At 38.9% G+C, this 16,337-nt stretch carries 12 protein-coding genes; 6 read left to right on the forward strand and 6 right to left on the reverse strand.

Annotated features, from left to right (window positions below; all coding sequences use genetic code 11):
* Window positions 1–126: 126 nt before the first annotated feature.
* Both G4Y78_RS24745 and G4Y78_RS24750 read right to left on the reverse strand, forming a co-directional pair.
* Window positions 127–1,917 carry a GspE/PulE family protein gene (locus G4Y78_RS24745; protein WP_163835548.1) on the reverse strand — a complete coding sequence of 597 codons (1,791 nt, stop codon included), beginning with the start codon at window positions 1,915–1,917 and terminating at the stop codon, window positions 127–129.
* A gap of 148 nt (window positions 1,918–2,065) precedes the next feature.
* Window positions 2,066–2,698, reverse strand: coding sequence for a CYTH domain-containing protein (locus tag G4Y78_RS24750; RefSeq protein WP_163835549.1), 633 nt, complete (start codon window positions 2,696–2,698; stop codon window positions 2,066–2,068).
* Window positions 2,699–3,157: 459 nt separating this feature from the next.
* On the opposite strand from G4Y78_RS24750, the gene G4Y78_RS24755 reads away from it, so the two are divergent.
* Both G4Y78_RS24755 and G4Y78_RS24760 read left to right on the forward strand, forming a co-directional pair.
* The gene (locus G4Y78_RS24755; RefSeq protein ID WP_163835550.1) at window positions 3,158–3,838 is read left to right on the forward strand and encodes a TIGR00153 family protein; all 681 of its coding nucleotides are present in this window, start codon (window positions 3,158–3,160) and stop codon (window positions 3,836–3,838) included.
* 24 nt (window positions 3,839–3,862) lie between these two features.
* On the forward strand, window positions 3,863–5,134 hold the full coding sequence (locus G4Y78_RS24760; RefSeq protein WP_163835551.1) for an inorganic phosphate transporter: 1,272 nt from the start codon (window positions 3,863–3,865) through the stop codon (window positions 5,132–5,134).
* Between the two features lie 78 nt (window positions 5,135–5,212).
* Here G4Y78_RS24760 and G4Y78_RS24765 read toward each other — a convergent pair whose 3' ends face one another.
* The gene (locus G4Y78_RS24765; RefSeq protein ID WP_163835552.1) at window positions 5,213–5,626 is read right to left on the reverse strand and encodes a universal stress protein; all 414 of its coding nucleotides are present in this window, start codon (window positions 5,624–5,626) and stop codon (window positions 5,213–5,215) included.
* Between the two features lie 149 nt (window positions 5,627–5,775).
* Between G4Y78_RS24765 and G4Y78_RS24770 the strand changes: the two genes are divergently transcribed.
* The gene (locus G4Y78_RS24770; RefSeq protein ID WP_163835553.1) at window positions 5,776–6,681 is read left to right on the forward strand and encodes an AraC family transcriptional regulator; all 906 of its coding nucleotides are present in this window, start codon (window positions 5,776–5,778) and stop codon (window positions 6,679–6,681) included.
* Between the two features lie 144 nt (window positions 6,682–6,825).
* A complete protein-coding gene (nhaD, locus tag G4Y78_RS24775; RefSeq protein WP_163835554.1) occupies window positions 6,826–8,085 on the forward strand; it encodes a sodium:proton antiporter NhaD in 1,260 nt (419 codons plus the stop codon).
* Window positions 8,086–8,092: 7 nt separating this feature from the next.
* On the opposite strand, the gene G4Y78_RS24780 is transcribed toward nhaD, so the two are convergent.
* From G4Y78_RS24780 to G4Y78_RS24790, 3 genes are all read right to left on the reverse strand, one after another.
* Window positions 8,093–9,304: a cation:proton antiporter gene (locus G4Y78_RS24780; protein WP_163835555.1), complete on the reverse strand. Its 1,212-nt coding sequence runs from the start codon at window positions 9,302–9,304 to the stop codon at window positions 8,093–8,095.
* Window positions 9,305–9,408: 104 nt separating this feature from the next.
* Window positions 9,409–10,161 (reverse strand): esterase-like activity of phytase family protein, encoded by a 753-nt coding sequence (locus tag G4Y78_RS24785; RefSeq protein ID WP_163835556.1) that lies wholly within the window; start codon window positions 10,159–10,161, stop codon window positions 9,409–9,411.
* A gap of 452 nt (window positions 10,162–10,613) precedes the next feature.
* Entirely contained in the window at window positions 10,614–10,829 is a 216-nt protein-coding gene (locus tag G4Y78_RS24790; protein WP_163835557.1) for a hypothetical protein, read from the reverse strand.
* Between the two features lie 379 nt (window positions 10,830–11,208).
* On the opposite strand from G4Y78_RS24790, the gene G4Y78_RS24795 reads away from it, so the two are divergent.
* Window positions 11,209–15,075 carry an RHS repeat domain-containing protein gene (locus G4Y78_RS24795; RefSeq protein ID WP_163835558.1) on the forward strand — a complete coding sequence of 1,289 codons (3,867 nt, stop codon included), beginning with the start codon at window positions 11,209–11,211 and terminating at the stop codon, window positions 15,073–15,075.
* A gap of 47 nt (window positions 15,076–15,122) precedes the next feature.
* Window positions 15,123–16,334, forward strand: a complete 1,212-nt coding sequence (locus G4Y78_RS24800) for a hypothetical protein (protein ID WP_163835559.1) — start codon at window positions 15,123–15,125, stop codon at window positions 16,332–16,334.
* Window positions 16,335–16,337 lie beyond the last annotated feature (3 nt).

The following is a 16,337-nucleotide window of genomic DNA, read 5'->3' on the forward strand; positions in this document are numbered from 1 at the left end:
CTACTCCACTAACTACTCAGGTGTGCCTTTTTAAAAAGCAACATTAGCCTTGCGATATTTAGGGACACTTCTATCACTACTAACTTTTCTTTTTAGAGGTGCCCTTAGGTTAAAAGCAGTTTGATTTTATTTCATCCGCTCTGTTGTTGGGGTTACTCGTATAATCTCAGCAATGGTGGATAAACCACTAGCTACTTTTTGAGCCCCGCTCACCCTTAGGCTACGCATACCCTCTTTATAGGCCTGGCGGCGAATTTCTTGTACATCACACCCATCATCAATAACATGTTTCAGCCCTTCAGACAGAGGCATAATTTCATATACCCCTAAACGACCACGGAATCCTGTTTCTCGACAATCCAAACAACCCACTGGCTGGCAAGCTGCTTTTGGCAATGGTGCAGACCAAGGACGTGTCAGTGTCTGCCACTCAGCCTCATCAACTAATGCAGTTTTCTTGCAGCTTGAACACAAGGTTCTCACTAAGCGCTGTGCCATAACGCCAATAACGGTTGCTTTTATCATGTAGGCTGGTACACCTAGCTCAAGCAAGCGAGTAATCGCTGAAGGGGCATCATTGGTGTGTAACGTAGACAATACCAAGTGCCCTGTTAACGCTGCTTGCATCGCCATTTCAGCAGTTTCCAAGTCACGAATCTCACCAATCATAATGATATCCGGGTCTTGTCTTAACAACGCCCGAACCCCACTGGCAAAGGTCAGGTCGATATTATGTTGCACCTGCATTTGGTTAAAACTGGCTTCCACCATTTCTATGGGGTCTTCAATAGTGCAAACATTAACTTCCTCTGTAGCTAATTCTTTAAGTGATGAATACAAAGTGGTGGTCTTACCAGAACCTGTTGGCCCTGTGACTAACACAATACCATTCGGCTGGCTGATCATATCATGCCAACGACGGTTGTCTTCTTTCATTAACCCCAGCTCGCCAAAGCTCTTGAGTAAAACATCAGGGTCAAAAATCCGCATTACCATTTTTTCACCAAAAGCGGTAGGTAATGTGGATAAACGCAACTCTACCTCGTTGCCTTCAGGACTCACTGTTTTTAATCGGCCATCTTGTGGACGCCGTTTTTCGGCTACATCCATTCGCCCCAGAATTTTTAACCGGCTGGTCACTGCTGCCATAACTTGTGCGGGCAACTCATACACATAATGCAGTACACCATCAATCCTGAGCCTTAAATGCCCTTTTTCTCGACGCGGCTCAATATGAATATCACTGGCCCGCTGCTCAAAGGCATATTGCAATAACCAATCAACAATATTAACGATGTGTTGATCATTCGCATCAGGCGCTTGCATATTGCCCAACTCAAGCATTTGCTCAAAGTTGGTTAAGAAGCCCCCATAAGCATCGCCACTGGCTCCGGAAACAGACTGGGCAATTTTGTAGAATTCTACAGTATAACGGCGAATATCAGCAGGGCTGGCAATAACCCGCTTGATTTCCTTTCTAAGCACATGGCGTAGGTTTTCTTCCCAAGCATGAACATAAGGCTGAGCACTGGCTATTGTTACAGTTTCATCATCAACATCAACTGCCAGAATTTGATGGCGCTCAGCAAACGCATGGGACATTTGCTTAGTAACAGAAGGCACGTCAATTTTTAGTGGATCAATATGAAAATGGCGCTGATCCGACTTAATCGCTAACCATTCTGTTAAACAATCAAGACTAAGCGCTTTACCTTCTCTGGCTTCGTCTCGCAGGTTTTGGGAGGCAATGTACTCTAAGGGGTGAAGTTTAGCCTGCTCAGGTGTACGCCTTCGTGATAGCAGCTCCTCTGCCACCTCGCCACACAAACGGTGGTCACGCACCAAGTCATGGAGCACGCCCCGTAGATCTAAATAATGATCAGGTTGTTGTTTGGTTGCTGTTTGCACATTAAACATATTTGAACGACTGAACTTAAACTAAATAAATGGCCCGAATTACTCATCCTGTCCAGAAAACAAAATAAGTTTATTTTTTTAAGCTTTTCTTTAAGTACTACTGAAGCCTGTTCAGATAGTGCAAACTCCAGCAAACATAACAGACTGGCTAGCGATCAACAGCTTCTGCTAACAGCTGATAGCCTCGTTCTGCTTTACTAAGGTCATATGGCTGCAATGAAAACTGCTTTTGAAGCATCTCAGATAGCTGAACTAGCGCAACTTGACTACCCGCTTTAAGCTCCAACTCTAACTCTCTAATCAGCTGCTTCTTATCATCAGCAATTATAAAACCCTGGTCTAGAGCGAATTCAACCTTGGCCACTTCTTGCCCAACATGCCAGTCCAAAAACCAGGTGGTACGTTCAAAATTTGTTTCAAACACAGGTACCAACTGTTCTCTTACCGCAGAATGAAGAGACTGTGGCCAAACTTCATCAAGTAATGCTAAGTCCAGCTTTTTATTGCTAACAGGCCATTCCCACTCATTTCGGGTAGATAATCCAGCAACACTTTGCCCTCTGGTCTTCAGTGTTTGAATGTATGTACCATCTGCTAACTGGCGAATTCGCAGCGCCATTTTATGCTGGTGTAAATCACCAGTTGGTGTATCAAAGTAAATATTAATCAGTGGCTTAGTACCTATTAGTTCAGCATTATGTTCTTCAAAAAAAGTCGCTTGCTTGATTTGCTCTGGCAAAGTGTCATTTAGTGCCAGCTTAATTTCAGTTTCGGTTCCCATTTTGCTCGCTTTATTCCTTCTGCGCTTGTTAGCAGGTTTTATTGAATGGTAAATCGCATAGCATTATCAATTCGACTGATAATAGGTTGATCTTTTAATAAATAACCTCAATATTTGACAAGCATCACAAACAAGCCTAAAGCCGTCTAACTTGAATACTTCAGTAGATCTTCAAAAACCAGTTTGCTCAGGCTAACCTTTAAAACATAAATTTCGTAACGGCCTGCCAATGGTCTTATGTTGAATATTTATTAGTCTCTTACTGTTAATAGAAACATTCAACACATAATGTACAATGATAGCCAACAACTTGAATACGACTGCATTTGCCGCTAATTCAGCAGCAAATCACGGCTATCCAGTCAGTTAAAAATGCTTCGATTTGATGACATTTAGGGGTGGTCATGTCAGATTAGTCTCCGTATACTTGCGCCGACATTTATCCTGGAATCGGTAAAAATGCCAGCAAAAAACCTTTTATCGAGTATGTTTGGGCGGTCGCCGATAGGGCCAATTCAACAGCACATCGCCAAAGTACACGAGTGTGCAACCCAATTGGTTCCTTTTGTAAGCGCGGCTATGAGTGATAACTGGGAAGAAGCTGCCAAAATTCAAGCAGATATTGCCAATCTGGAAGGTGAAGCGGATGTACTCAAAAAACAAATCCGTCTATCACTGCCTAAAAGTTTATTTCTGCCTGTACCTCGTACTGACTTATTAGACATCATAACAGTACAAGACAAAGTCGCTAACCGGGCTAAAGATATTGCCGGGCTTATGCTTGGCCGCAAAATGTCTATTCCTGTAGAACTACAGCCAGAATTCAAAGATTATGTAGCCCGCTCTATAGATACATCTGCACAGGCACTAAAAGCCATGAGCGAGTTAGATGAGTTGGTTGAAACCGGCTTTTCTGGCAGAGAAGTTGATATCGTTGAAAAAATGATTGAAGACTTGGATGCCATTGAAAGTGACACTGACAAAATACAAGTCGCCATCAGAGCAAAATTATTCCAATTAGAAAAACAACTACCGCCTGTTGATGTGATGTTTCTGTACAAGATCATTGACTGGATCGGGGACCTTGCCGACAGAGCCTCTAGAGTAGGTAGCCACCTACAGCTATTACTTGCCCGTTAAACACTAAGACACCGGAACGAAACAATGGAAATCATTGCTGAATACGGCCTGCTATTTATGGGCATGGCCTGCGTTTTTGGCTTTTTCATGGCTTGGGGGGTTGGTGCCAATGATGTGGCTAACGCGATGGGAACATCAGTTGGCTCCAAAGCACTGACAGTAAAACAAGCAATTTTAATTGCTATGGTTTTTGAGTTTGCTGGTGCCTATTTAGCTGGCGGCTCAGTTACCTCAACCATTCGAAAAGGCATTATTGACCCCTCCACACCGGCCCTATTAGCCAACCCAGACTTGCTGGTATACGGCATGATGGCTGCACTTTTGGCAGCAGGAACCTGGTTATTAATTGCTACCATGTTTGGTTGGCCAGTTTCTACCACTCACTCGATTGTTGGGGCAATCGTTGGCTTTGCTGCTGTGGGTATTTCTGTAGAAGTGGTTAATTGGGGTAAAGTGGGCACCATCGCCGCTAGCTGGGTAGTCTCACCACTGCTCTCGGGAACCATCGCATTTGGCATATTTATGAGTGTGCAGAGGCTTATTCTCAATACCGATAGCCCCTTCCAAAATGCTAAAAAATATGTGCCCATTTATATGTTTTTAGTGGGCTTTATGATCGCCATGGTCACCCTGGTTAAAGGCTTAAAACACATTGGCTTAGATCTAAGCTATGGCCAGAGTCTGATCATTGCATTACTGGCTGGTGCAGCAGTAACTCTGCTGGGCAAATCACTGCTTAGTAAAATCAAAGAAGATCCCGAAGCTGATGAAAAATTTCATTTCAGCAGTGTGGAAAAAGTCTTTGGTGTATTAATGATCTTTACTGCGTGCTCAATGGCATTTGCTCATGGCTCAAACGACGTTGCTAATGCTGTTGGCCCATTGGCCGCTGTAGTTGGCGTGGTGAAGTCTGGTGGTGAAATCGTAGCTAAAACTAGTATGCCCTGGTGGATTTTACTACTGGGTGGTTTAGGTATTGTGGTTGGCTTGGCTACCTATGGTTATCGAGTTATGCAAACCATTGGTAAACATATTACAGAGCTAACGCCAAGCCGTGGCTTTGCTGCTGAATTAGCTGCTGCAACAACTGTTGTATTAGCTTCTGGCACTGGTCTACCAATTTCTACCACTCACACATTGGTAGGGGCCGTATTAGGGGTTGGTTTTGCAAGAGGTATTGGTGCACTAAACTTACGGGTTATTGGCAATATTTTTATTTCTTGGATAGTCACTCTACCTGCTGGTGCAGGCTTAGCGATTTTATTCTTCTATATTTTTGAAAGTATATTTACTTAAGTTTTGTAGCTGCAATAACTAATCTAAATGCATGCAGTGAAAGCTGCATGCTTCCCCTACCCAATCAATTGTAACCTCTCACCTAACCAAAAATACTGACATATGGGCATGACTAGCCACATAACTACCATGGTTATGAAATAGATTTTGCCATAACCCAGGGACATGTGCGGCCATGATGACTAAATCTGCTCCAACAGCTTCACCTGCATCACTCAATATTTGGTCGAGATCAGCAGTTGGATCTGTTGCAGTAATAGGATGAGCCTGTCCCTTAACCCCATAGATACTATCCTGATTAGCAACAAACTCATCCAGCTTTTTAGCAAATATCTCCGGGTTACGTGCTAGTTCACTAGGCAAAGAGCCAGTCACAGATACATAATGGATTTCAGCATGATAAAACTTCGCGAGATCAGCTGCTGCTCGTAATGCTTTATCCATTTTATCCAAGTGAGCTAGATCAACAGGCACCATAATATTGGTATACATGACTGCCTCCCTCCATCTTAATTCAGAGAGTGCTAATTAAAAGGTAGATACCCTGGGGAATAGAGGCAAGCCGCTTATTTCACTATAAATAAAGAACATTCACTTTATGGTTCATTTATAGCTTTGATGAAATTTTTGGTCCCAATCAAATGAAGATTAATTATCAACAAAAACTCACCCCTCTCATTCGTTATCTAGAAAGTCATTTCAACGAGCCTTTAAACCTTACAAAAGTTGCAAAAATTGCTTGCTTGAGTCCTTATCACTTTCACCGTATTTTCAAAGCCGTGATGGGAGAAACTTTATCTGAGTATATCCGTCGATTAAGGCTTCAAGCTGCTGCAGATGACTTATTTAAAAAGCAAAGCACAGTAACTGAAGTTGCATTGAACTATGGCTTTTCCAGTTCACAAAGCTTTGCTAAAGCTTTTCGCCAACATTTTGGGCTTACCCCAACTGAAACTCGTAATTGCGAAAGTCTCGAAGCATTTGCTGCATTGTTTAGAAATAGCAAGATTGGACACGTACTTAGCAAGACAGGCAACGCTGATGATGCTGGTAACCCATATGCTACTCCTGAAACCAAAAACAGGAGCATAGTAACCATGCACACACAACAGTTTGATACAAGTAAATTAGCTTATATTCGAGTAACAGGTCCTTACGGTGAAAATTACGAACCAGCAGCTACAAAACTTTATCAGTGGGCGGGTGCCAAAGGACTAACAGGCAGTCAGTGTATATTCATCTATCATGATAACCCCGAGATAACACCAGCAGAAAAGTGTCGGACTGATATTTGTCTGATGGTTCCAACCGAAACAGAGGTCAGTGGTGGTGTAGAACTACAAGATTTTCCTGGTGGGAGCTATGGTGTTATCAGAAAAACAATTACTGACAAAAGTCAGTATGGCCCTAGCTGGGATGACTTAATGAAAGAGCTAATTCAATCTGGGTTAGAGTCAGACGACCGGCCATGCTTCGAGTTATACCACAGCTATGACCCACAAACTCACATTGCCGATGTTAGTTTTTGTACAGCCATAAAAAGCTAATATTTCAACACAAACCAGATAGATTGATAGTTAACTGTCTTTATTTCAACAAAACAAATATTACAGTGAGGGATGAGCTAGTTTAAACTATCTATTTTTTTATAATCTACATTCTGGTGGTTAAAACTTCCCAAGAAAAAGGAAATGGTTTTTATGTGGTTGCACTATGCAGTAATAGGTTTAGCAGTACTCGCGCTTCTGGGTGTTGTTCTAGAAGAAGTAATACACGTAAACAAAGCCAAAATCACCCTTTTTCTTGGAGCCCTCGCCTGGATTTTACTCTTTGTATCTAGTCATGGCGGGCCTGAAAACCAGGAAGCAATTATTCATGGCCTAGAAAGCAACATCGCTGAAATAGCCAGCCTTTGGCTTTTCTTGCTATCAGCAATGACCTTTGTTGCTTACCTTAACAAAAAGGGGATGATTGAAAACCTAATCTATCTATTCCTCCCAAAGCAGATTTCAGAACGTAAACTGTTATTTTTAACTGGCCTATTCTGTTTTATTTTTTCGTCCCTAGCCGACAATATCACTGCAACCTTAGTATCCGTTACACTTATTCTTTCCTTACGCATGGATACAGCCAAAACTCTTCGGTTTGCTGCTCTACTGGTTTTCGCCGTCAACTCAGGTGGCGTAGCGCTAATCACTGGTGATGTGACTACTTTGATGATATTCCTGCAGAATAAAGTAGATATTTTAGACTTGTTGATGTTAAGTCTTCCATCCTTTGTTGCAGTTATGTTTATGGCAACAATTTTAAGCCTAGGGCTGTCAGGCAACGTTACCATACAACAACATCGTACAGGTGTGCGCAGGGTAGATATTGCTATTGCCTGTGTATTTCTCAGCACAATTTTAGGGACAATTATCCTGAACGTTATCTATCAGATTCCACCTGTACTGACCTTTCTATTTGGACTGTCAACTATGTTTCTGGTCGCTCGATTTTTTAATGACGATATTGAAAATGACCCTATTCTCGAATATATACGCTCCATTGAGTTTGAAGCCCTACTATTTTTCTTGGGTATTCTTTTGCTCGTTGGAGCGCTAAAAGAAATAAATGTATTAGAATCACTCTTATCAATGTACACGCTAGTGTCGCCTTTGGTGGCAAACTATCTAATGGGATTATTATCTGCCTGTATTGATAACGTACCTCTAACAGCCGCACTACTTAAATCCGGTATTACCATGAGTAGAGCTGAGTGGCTGGGGTTAACCTATGCTGTCGGTGTTGGCGGATCGCTACTTATTATTGGCTCCGCTGCAGGTATAGTAGCAATGTCAAAAGTGCCAGGGCTTACCTTTGGCAAATATGCTCGTTATGGATTCGCCCTTTTGTCAGCTTATTCTGTTGGCTATATTGGCGTATATTTACTTGCAAATTATGTAATGTAGCCTGCCTTTAAACTAAACCCTTTTTGGTTTTGGCAAATTTTCTGGCATACCACTCAGCTCCAGGTACAGCTGTCATACCATGGAGCAGAGCACTCATCCACACTGCATTAATTGAAAGTACTAATACTGAATGAGCAAACTCTTGCTGCAATTCCTCAGTTACGATTAATGCAAATAACGCTGTGGCCAAACCACGAGGTCCAAACCAACCAAAAAATAGCCGGGTTAGTTGCTGAGTTTGCGTGCCTAAAAGTGATAGATAAATTGCCAGTGGGCGAACAACAAATAGACTCATCATGATGTAGATTGCCATTGGCAAAGTCAGTAATTCGATAGCGTTTGGTAACAGTCCAAGGCCAATAAAAACAAATGAAGCCCACACCAGCATCTGTCCTTCGCTTTCGGTAAATTCATAGATAAATCGGCAACGGCCTTTCACAAAATGGCCAAAAAAGAGCCCAGCGACAAATGCAGCTATAAACCCATTGCCACCAATTAAGCTTGCAATAAGGTAAGATGAGCCAGCAAGCGCAAGCGCCGCAACACCCTCATAGGTTGGTGCTGTTAGTTTGCGAGATTCAACGAAAAGAAATACTTGAGCGCCCACCCACCCCAATAAACCACCAGCAATTGGTCCTAGAGTAATTTGCTGTAAGCCAAATAGTAGCCAATTAGTCTGGTCTGCATCGCTGGCACTAAGCCCTGTTACCATACAAGCCAACATTAAAATAACAGGTAATGCTAAACCATCATTAAGTCCGCTTTCTACTGTTAGCGTTAGTCGTTCACGTTCGGGAACATGAGGATGGGTGATCACAGCCTGACCCAATGCCGCATCAGTAGGTGCCATTATTGCCGCTACTAACGCAATGAGAGGCAATGGCCAGTCAGGGAAAAAAGGAATACCCAGCAAAAACCCCAAGCCAATAGTAAGTGGTAAACCAATCAACAACATTCGCATTGGCCAAAGACTTTGCCTGCGCAGTGCATCAAAATTTGTTCTGGCAGCATCAATAAAAAGTAAGATAATTAGTGATATTTCCGCCACTAAATGTAATAAGTACTGTACATGATCAACATGCATTAAATTTGAGTAGGCCATCATTAAACCTACCGTCAGAAATACCATTGGTGCAGTGATGACTGTATTTGAAACTCGTCGTGCTACCATTGCATAAGCAATTGCACTGATCAGTATTGCCAAAATACCTAGTTCCACACCTTTCTCCTTTGGCAACCCCTCATACGGCCATCATCTGTTTGCAGTGGTTAATCACAGGGAAAGGGCAATTCATACCCCTTCCCCAAAAACAACAGAAAGTTTTATGTTAATGTTGTGAAAATAACGGATACGCTTGTGTAATTTACTCTGTTATCAGGGAATGTCATATCCTTAATAAGCGTACCATTAGTGTTGTAGTTATAAATATGATTTGCAGAAGTCACATACAAGTCATTTTCTGGCCCTGCAGCAATACCACTAATGTTAAAGCCAGTGTTTGTATAGGACAACTGATTTAGGTTTAAGTCACGAATGGTAAAGCCTTCTTGCGAGCCATTATATGATGCATAAACCCGATCACCAATAACAGTAACATCAGTGTAATTAATAGAACTGACAGGAAAGTTCATATCTTTTATCAATGTACCATCTGTCCTGTAATGATAAATATGATTAGCCGCTGTCACATACACATCATTATCAGGGCCTGCAGCAATACCACTGGCTTTAACGCCAGTATTAAAATAAGACTGTTGATTCAAGTTTAAATCACGAACTGTTACACCCAACTGGGAGCCTTCATAAGCAGCATAGACTTTATTCCCCTTTACAATAACACTGGTATAGACAATACCACCATCTGGAAAGGTCATATCTTTAATTAACTTCCCATTGTTATCATAGTGAAATATATGATTATTTGATGTCAAATATACGTCATTATTGGGCCCTGCAGCAATGCCACTAAAGTTAAAATCCGTACCAACAAAAGACAATTGATTTAGCTGAAAATCACGGATAGTAAATCCTCTTTGTGATCCATTATAAGACGCATAGACATTGTTATTACTCATGATTGATATCCTTATTAGTTTTTTCCATTACCCTATATTAATGATGACTTGCCATCAGAGGATATTAACGAACAAAGTACCGAATATGACAACACTGAATGCATGCCCTTGTATTAACTAAAATAAGGTTTACATTCAGTTTGGAAATCTCTTGCGTAAACGTAGAAATACCCTCTACTTATTACGCAATTGAAATTTTCCTACCAAGTGTAGTAGAAAGAATATTTATGAGACAAAAATCAACATAGCAGTATTCTCTAAAAGCTAGAGTTTAATATTTTAACTGAAAAGCAATAATAATGAAATATAGCAATTGCTACTCTTGAAGAACTACAGCAATAGAATATTCCCAAAAGTCATGCTCCCCACCAAATATCATGTTCGCTTCCATAACTTTTTCGTTCAAAATAAACTCAGGTTGAAACGAATATCCTCCACAAGTTACTTTCGATCTAACTAATAATGTTTTTTAAAAGCTTAGTTACAATTGCAGCATAATTGCAATCACTATTTTGGGCAGTTTTCCAGTTACCTTCTGATAGTTTCACCTCAAATGAAGAAAACAAATTATCATTATGTTTTATTTTAGAGCTTACTATATACTCTTGAGTTGCCTTAACATTCATACTTAAAAACAAAGCAAATAAAATAACTATTTTTTTAATCACTTTACATACTACCTCTTTCCATGGCTAACACACATCAAACTGATATACAATTGCATACCTAGTGCTCCAACAAAAACCAACCAACAAATTTAAATCTCAAATAGCTTATATAGTTATTTATGTAATTATCGCTAGCATGTTTACCCTATCGCAACATCATAACCGAAATCATACTACACTAACTTCACAGGCTTATTCTAGTTATCTTGAAAACAAAAAATAGCACCGCAGTACATTATATTAAATACAAAAAATAACAAAAAATTCTTTGATTTCATCATTTTTTTATTAGTATGCTGACCTCAAAATAATAAAAACCTATGACTGATGTAAAACTACGCTCATTACCAAGTTAGTAGCAATTTACTGAGAATGCAAAATGTCAGAAGAAATGAACACTATTACAACAAATGCATTTCAATACTCTAATCACTTAAGTAGCACGGTAGACCCACGAACAGGCATGTATCGCCTACAAATACAGCTATCCCATCTACTTGGCAGTTTATTAATGGGTCCTGAATTTAGTTTTTTTATTCAGTATCATTTTTTAACCAATGAAAACCTAGGATTTGGCGAAGGCTGGTTACATAATTTATCCCGATATGACCGTAAAAACCGCCAACTTCATTTAGGACAAGGTCAAAGCTATCATGTATTACCATTCCATATCACTGATGACAATGAAATCGAGCTAGAGTTACTTTATGCAAACTCTCATGAGTTTAAAGCCTATGCACTTGCTAGTGGCGGTATCAAAATACAGTACAAAGCAGGAACATGTGAATTCTTAAATCCAGAAGGTTTTTTAGAAAACATTCAACAGTTAGACGGCAGAAGACTTTTAATTAACTATTATTCACCTATCAGAAGAGGAAGAATCAAATCAATCACTGATGATCATGGCCAAGCACTTGCTTTTACTTATGATGAAAGCGGCGTTAAAATCGCTAAAAACAGTCAAACAGTAATCTCATTACATATTCATCATAATGAATTAATAGGTGCTGTACTTGCAGATAATGCTAGTTATCAGCTGGAATATACCACCATCAGTAATTGTCGAGTAATAAAACAACTCACTCATCCACTAGGAGCCATTGAATCATTAACCTACGATTCTGAAGGGCTAAGAACTCCAATAGAGAGCCCATTGCCTACCTTGCCCGCAGTGATTCACCATCGTATTTTCGGAAATGACATTACTACTATAAATACAACATATGAATATAGTCGTCACAATTACCTTGGCTTTGCCTCAGGAGCAAAATTCGTTAAACACAAAGATAATTTGTACGAGCGCACCCACAACTACCGTTATCAGTCTATAGAAAAACGTGGTGATCAAGCAGTGACTCGGATTTACAATCGCTTTCATTTACTTATCATAGAAGAAATACTTGATACTAATGAGAATATTATTATAGCTCGCCGCCAAATAGAGTATACAGCAGATTGCACCAAACCCTTTGATGAACAGCCAGCAGCCTATGCACTACCAATCAGAGATGTTACTACTTATTTTAATGATAATGGCGAACAACGATCAGAAACTTACCATTATGAATATGACAAATATGGCAATTTAGTATCTTCAATAGACCCTTTTGGTATTACTCAACGTTACGAGTATTATTCAGCACAAGGTGAAAATGGCTGCCCACCCTCTCCTACTCGAACCCCAATTTACTTAAAACAAAAGCATATCTTCCCATCAGAAAAATATGCGATAGGAACGGAAGAAATTCTAATTCATAAATACAGTTATACTCCATTCCCAAGCATTACTGTTATTGACGAAAACCCTATTTCCAGTGCCTTTTTATCAAAGCCGTTACCATTTGCATTATTAGCCTCAGAAACAGTTTTTACTAATAAAGGCCTACCAATATATCAACGCTCTATTACTTATTTTAATACACCAAATAATCACTTACTCCATGGGCGTATTGAAAAAGAAAATTTACTAGTAGGAAGTCGCAATGCTGTTGATCAATATACTTATCAAAAAACAGGTGAGAGTATTCAAACTATTTTGCACTGTTTTATTGATGGAGAATCACAATACCAAGAAACTATTTTCAAACACATAAGTAGTGGTAGAAAAATAGTCACTATTGATAAATATGGCGTTACCACAAAATTTACGTACGACTCTTTATCACGACTAAGTAAAGAAATAACTCGTGTTAACAGCCCTTATCAATCAGAATGCAACTATATTTACAAATTAGAAGAAAATAAAAAATACTATACGATTACAAACACTTCAGCTCATATAGAAAAATTTCTTGTTGATGGACTTGGTCGAATCAAGCAAGTGATGAAAACGGATGCTTCAGGCATCCTACAAATTTATGAAAGCAGGACCTATAATTCACAAGGCCAATTATCTTCTATTACGTTATACGATACAAATAGTGAACAACAAGAGCAGCAGTATACAACCCATTTTAAATATGATATTTGGGGAGAAGTATATAAGGAAATACTGCCAACAGGACTATCACAGGTAAAGAAAATTGACAAAGTTACAAACACGCTAACTCAATACTTAGAATCCGTAAAGGGAAAAAGAATACAGTTAAAAACTACTCAATTAAATGAATCACAACAACCCACTGAAATTAACATCAATGAACAAACTATAAAGCAATTTTATGATGGGTTCGGAAGACTGATTGAAGAACAAGGCCGCTATGATGTTCCTGTATATTACAAGTATGATGTACAAGGGCGGCTAATTCAAGAATCAATCAATGATATATTAACTATCGATAAACACTACGACCCAAACTCTCTAGATGAGTGGCTGATTGAAATAGTAGTGAATAACACTACGGTAGGTAAGCGCACTTACGACAAATTAGGTAGAATTAGCTCAGAAACAAAATTGGGATTATCGCCCACCTATTTTACATACGCACACCAATGGCCAGAACCAACCCGAACTGAATACCCAAACCAAGTTATCATTGAAAAAGAGTTAGATATTACTCTTGGGTTACCACTAAAAGAACTCAGTTCAGATCAATCTATCAATAACATATTTAAGTATACAAAGCCAACAGGTGAGTTAGCGTCAGTCACAAATCCCAATTTGCAAAGATGTATGGAATATCAAACAGACGGTTTGCTCAAAGCTGAAAAACAAGGTGAGCATCAAGTAAATTATCAGTATTCACGGCAAGGAAATATTCTATCAATAACAGACTTTTTTAAAAATACAGAGCAACGAGCATATGACAAAAATGGTCGCTTATCAAAAATCATTCAAGATCAAAGTATCGTTGAGTTCTACTATGATGAGTTTGACCAAGTTAACAAGGAAGTACTGTTCACTCAATCAGGACAATTAGTTATTCATCAATATTTTTACGATGAGTATACTCGACTTACTCAAAAAATATCGCTCATCGATCATGTCATTGTTTGTCGACAGTCATTCACCTATAACACACAAAATAAATTAATTAAAAAGCAACTAACCGATGAAAATGGCAAGACAACAACTGAACAATATCACTATGACTCACTAGGTAGACTAAGTGAATACCACTCACATGGGCCAAATGCTCCTCGATATAAAGACAACAACGATCCCAATGACACTAAAGATGGTTTGATTCAAAAACAAATTTATCACTACAACCGTTTAGGAGATACTGATCAGTTTATCGTAGAGTATCTAAAAAATGGTTGTACATATATCAAAACTCAGCATTTTTCTTACCACGATAATTGCTTGGGGCAATTACAATCTATTACTAGCAATACAACTATAACAAACCTTCACGATATAGCTAACAACAGTGAACGACTCACTAACTTCGCAGAAAAACTCGCTATCAGTTATGATAACAATGGCAACATCATTAAAGATGAGCAAGGTGTACAATATCAATATAATGCGCTTAATCAAGTTACCAAGCTATTTAATGCTGATGGTCAACAGGTTGTGAACTATTTATATGATGGATTAGGGCAACAAGTCACCTGTGTTATACCTAATCAACCACCTCACCAGCAATTCTTTTCCCAGCATCAACCAATTAATGAGTCTCAAGGCGACTGGACTAGTCGTAGATTAAATGGGAATCATGGAATTCTACAAAGAACAGTTCAAAGTCAAACTGGGCAAATTGCAGATATTATGGTTACTGACCACCAAAAAAGCGCTATTTATTCAATTCAAGGAAATATTCTCAATAAAATAAGTTACCAGCCATTTGGTAATAGCTATTAATAACAATAAATGAAGTAAAAAACTCATATTTAAAAAAAGGTAATATTATGGCTTATATAAAACCAATTAACATCCTATCAATAGCAATTAGTAATATAATCATTGGAGCGGCTTTTGCAGGATCATTAGATGCCGACCACTATGAAATTCAAGATATTCGGGTAGAAACAGACCTTACTCATGGCCAAGCTTATCAAATTTATGCTAATGGTAAAATGCAAGCACCCGTTTATATAAAAGTCAAAGCTATTAACCCTACAACAAGAAAACCTATTACTATACCAACCGATGAATTAATTTCAGCTACATATTTATTTGGCAAACAATCAGGACTAAATTTTACTTATAATCAGTATTTTTCTGATTCATATGATAAACATTGGTTTTATACTGTAACAGAAAATCAATACCAACATACAGTACCCCGTTCAGCAGGTATTATTCGTAGATCTGTTAGCTCATCTGAGACAACTATTCGTAATAATCCTCGGCTAACTAGCGGTTGGTCACAACTAACCTACTGGGTATCAACAAACGAAACACACTACAGTAAACATGTATGTGCTGAGGTTTCTATTAATAATGGTGTAACAGTTAGTAGTTGCGACATGTTGTATGATGAGTATGCAACTATCAGCTCTATAGACCCTTTACAATACCGTGCTGAAGACTTTAGTTTTGACTTTCATTACTTAAAAAATACTGACACGTGGTATGTTGGCTATTGGCAGCTCACTCCCAAAGATAAACAAATTAAAATTTATGGCTTAGAATGGGAAAACCCTCTGCAAGAAGGTAACCATTTTTTTAGAGCAATGGACTACTTTCGGCCTGGAGGTAGTTTACTAAGATACAACAGCAACATAACTGCTTACTCTTTAATCCTTTATCCCTATAAACCCTCTATTGAACCTCAAACAATTAGTGACTATGTACGTATCTGGAATATTGAAGATAAAAAACGAGAAGACTACCACTTTGAGCTACCTATCTCGACTAGCAATGTAAAGTTTGTGCAAGGAAAAGGTAATTATGATGACTATAAAACATGTATTTACATAACACGAAATCATTGCAGTCATACACGACAAAATGGGCATTATGTAAACTTGACCAGTAATGACTCTTATCACTATGACCTTCGTCCAAAATTCAAAGTATTTGATCAATTTGGTAATGCTGCTCAACTGAAGTTAGTGGATAGCAATACTATTGCGGGCTTGGGATGGGATAATTATCAAATTAAAGATGATGAGTAATAA

Source organism: Spartinivicinus ruber (assembly GCF_011009015.1).
Lineage (GTDB): Bacteria > Pseudomonadota > Gammaproteobacteria > Pseudomonadales > Zooshikellaceae > Spartinivicinus > Spartinivicinus ruber.

Coding starts and splice junctions, on each gene's coding strand:
- G4Y78_RS24770 (WP_163835553.1), top strand. CDS start 5,776: ATGAAGATTAATTATCAACAAAAACTCACCCCTCTCATTCGTTATCTA.
- G4Y78_RS24750 (WP_163835549.1), bottom strand. CDS start 2,698: ATGGGAACCGAAACTGAAATTAAGCTGGCACTAAATGACACTTTGCCA.
- G4Y78_RS24800 (WP_163835559.1), top strand. CDS start 15,123: ATGGCTTATATAAAACCAATTAACATCCTATCAATAGCAATTAGTAAT.
- G4Y78_RS24785 (WP_163835556.1), bottom strand. CDS start 10,161: ATGAGTAATAACAATGTCTATGCGTCTTATAATGGATCACAAAGAGGA.
- G4Y78_RS24745 (WP_163835548.1), bottom strand. CDS start 1,917: ATGTTTAATGTGCAAACAGCAACCAAACAACAACCTGATCATTATTTA.
- G4Y78_RS24755 (WP_163835550.1), top strand. CDS start 3,158: ATGCCAGCAAAAAACCTTTTATCGAGTATGTTTGGGCGGTCGCCGATA.
- nhaD (WP_163835554.1), top strand. CDS start 6,826: ATGGTTTTTATGTGGTTGCACTATGCAGTAATAGGTTTAGCAGTACTC.
- G4Y78_RS24795 (WP_163835558.1), top strand. CDS start 11,209: ATGTCAGAAGAAATGAACACTATTACAACAAATGCATTTCAATACTCT.
- G4Y78_RS24765 (WP_163835552.1), bottom strand. CDS start 5,626: ATGTATACCAATATTATGGTGCCTGTTGATCTAGCTCACTTGGATAAA.
- G4Y78_RS24760 (WP_163835551.1), top strand. CDS start 3,863: ATGGAAATCATTGCTGAATACGGCCTGCTATTTATGGGCATGGCCTGC.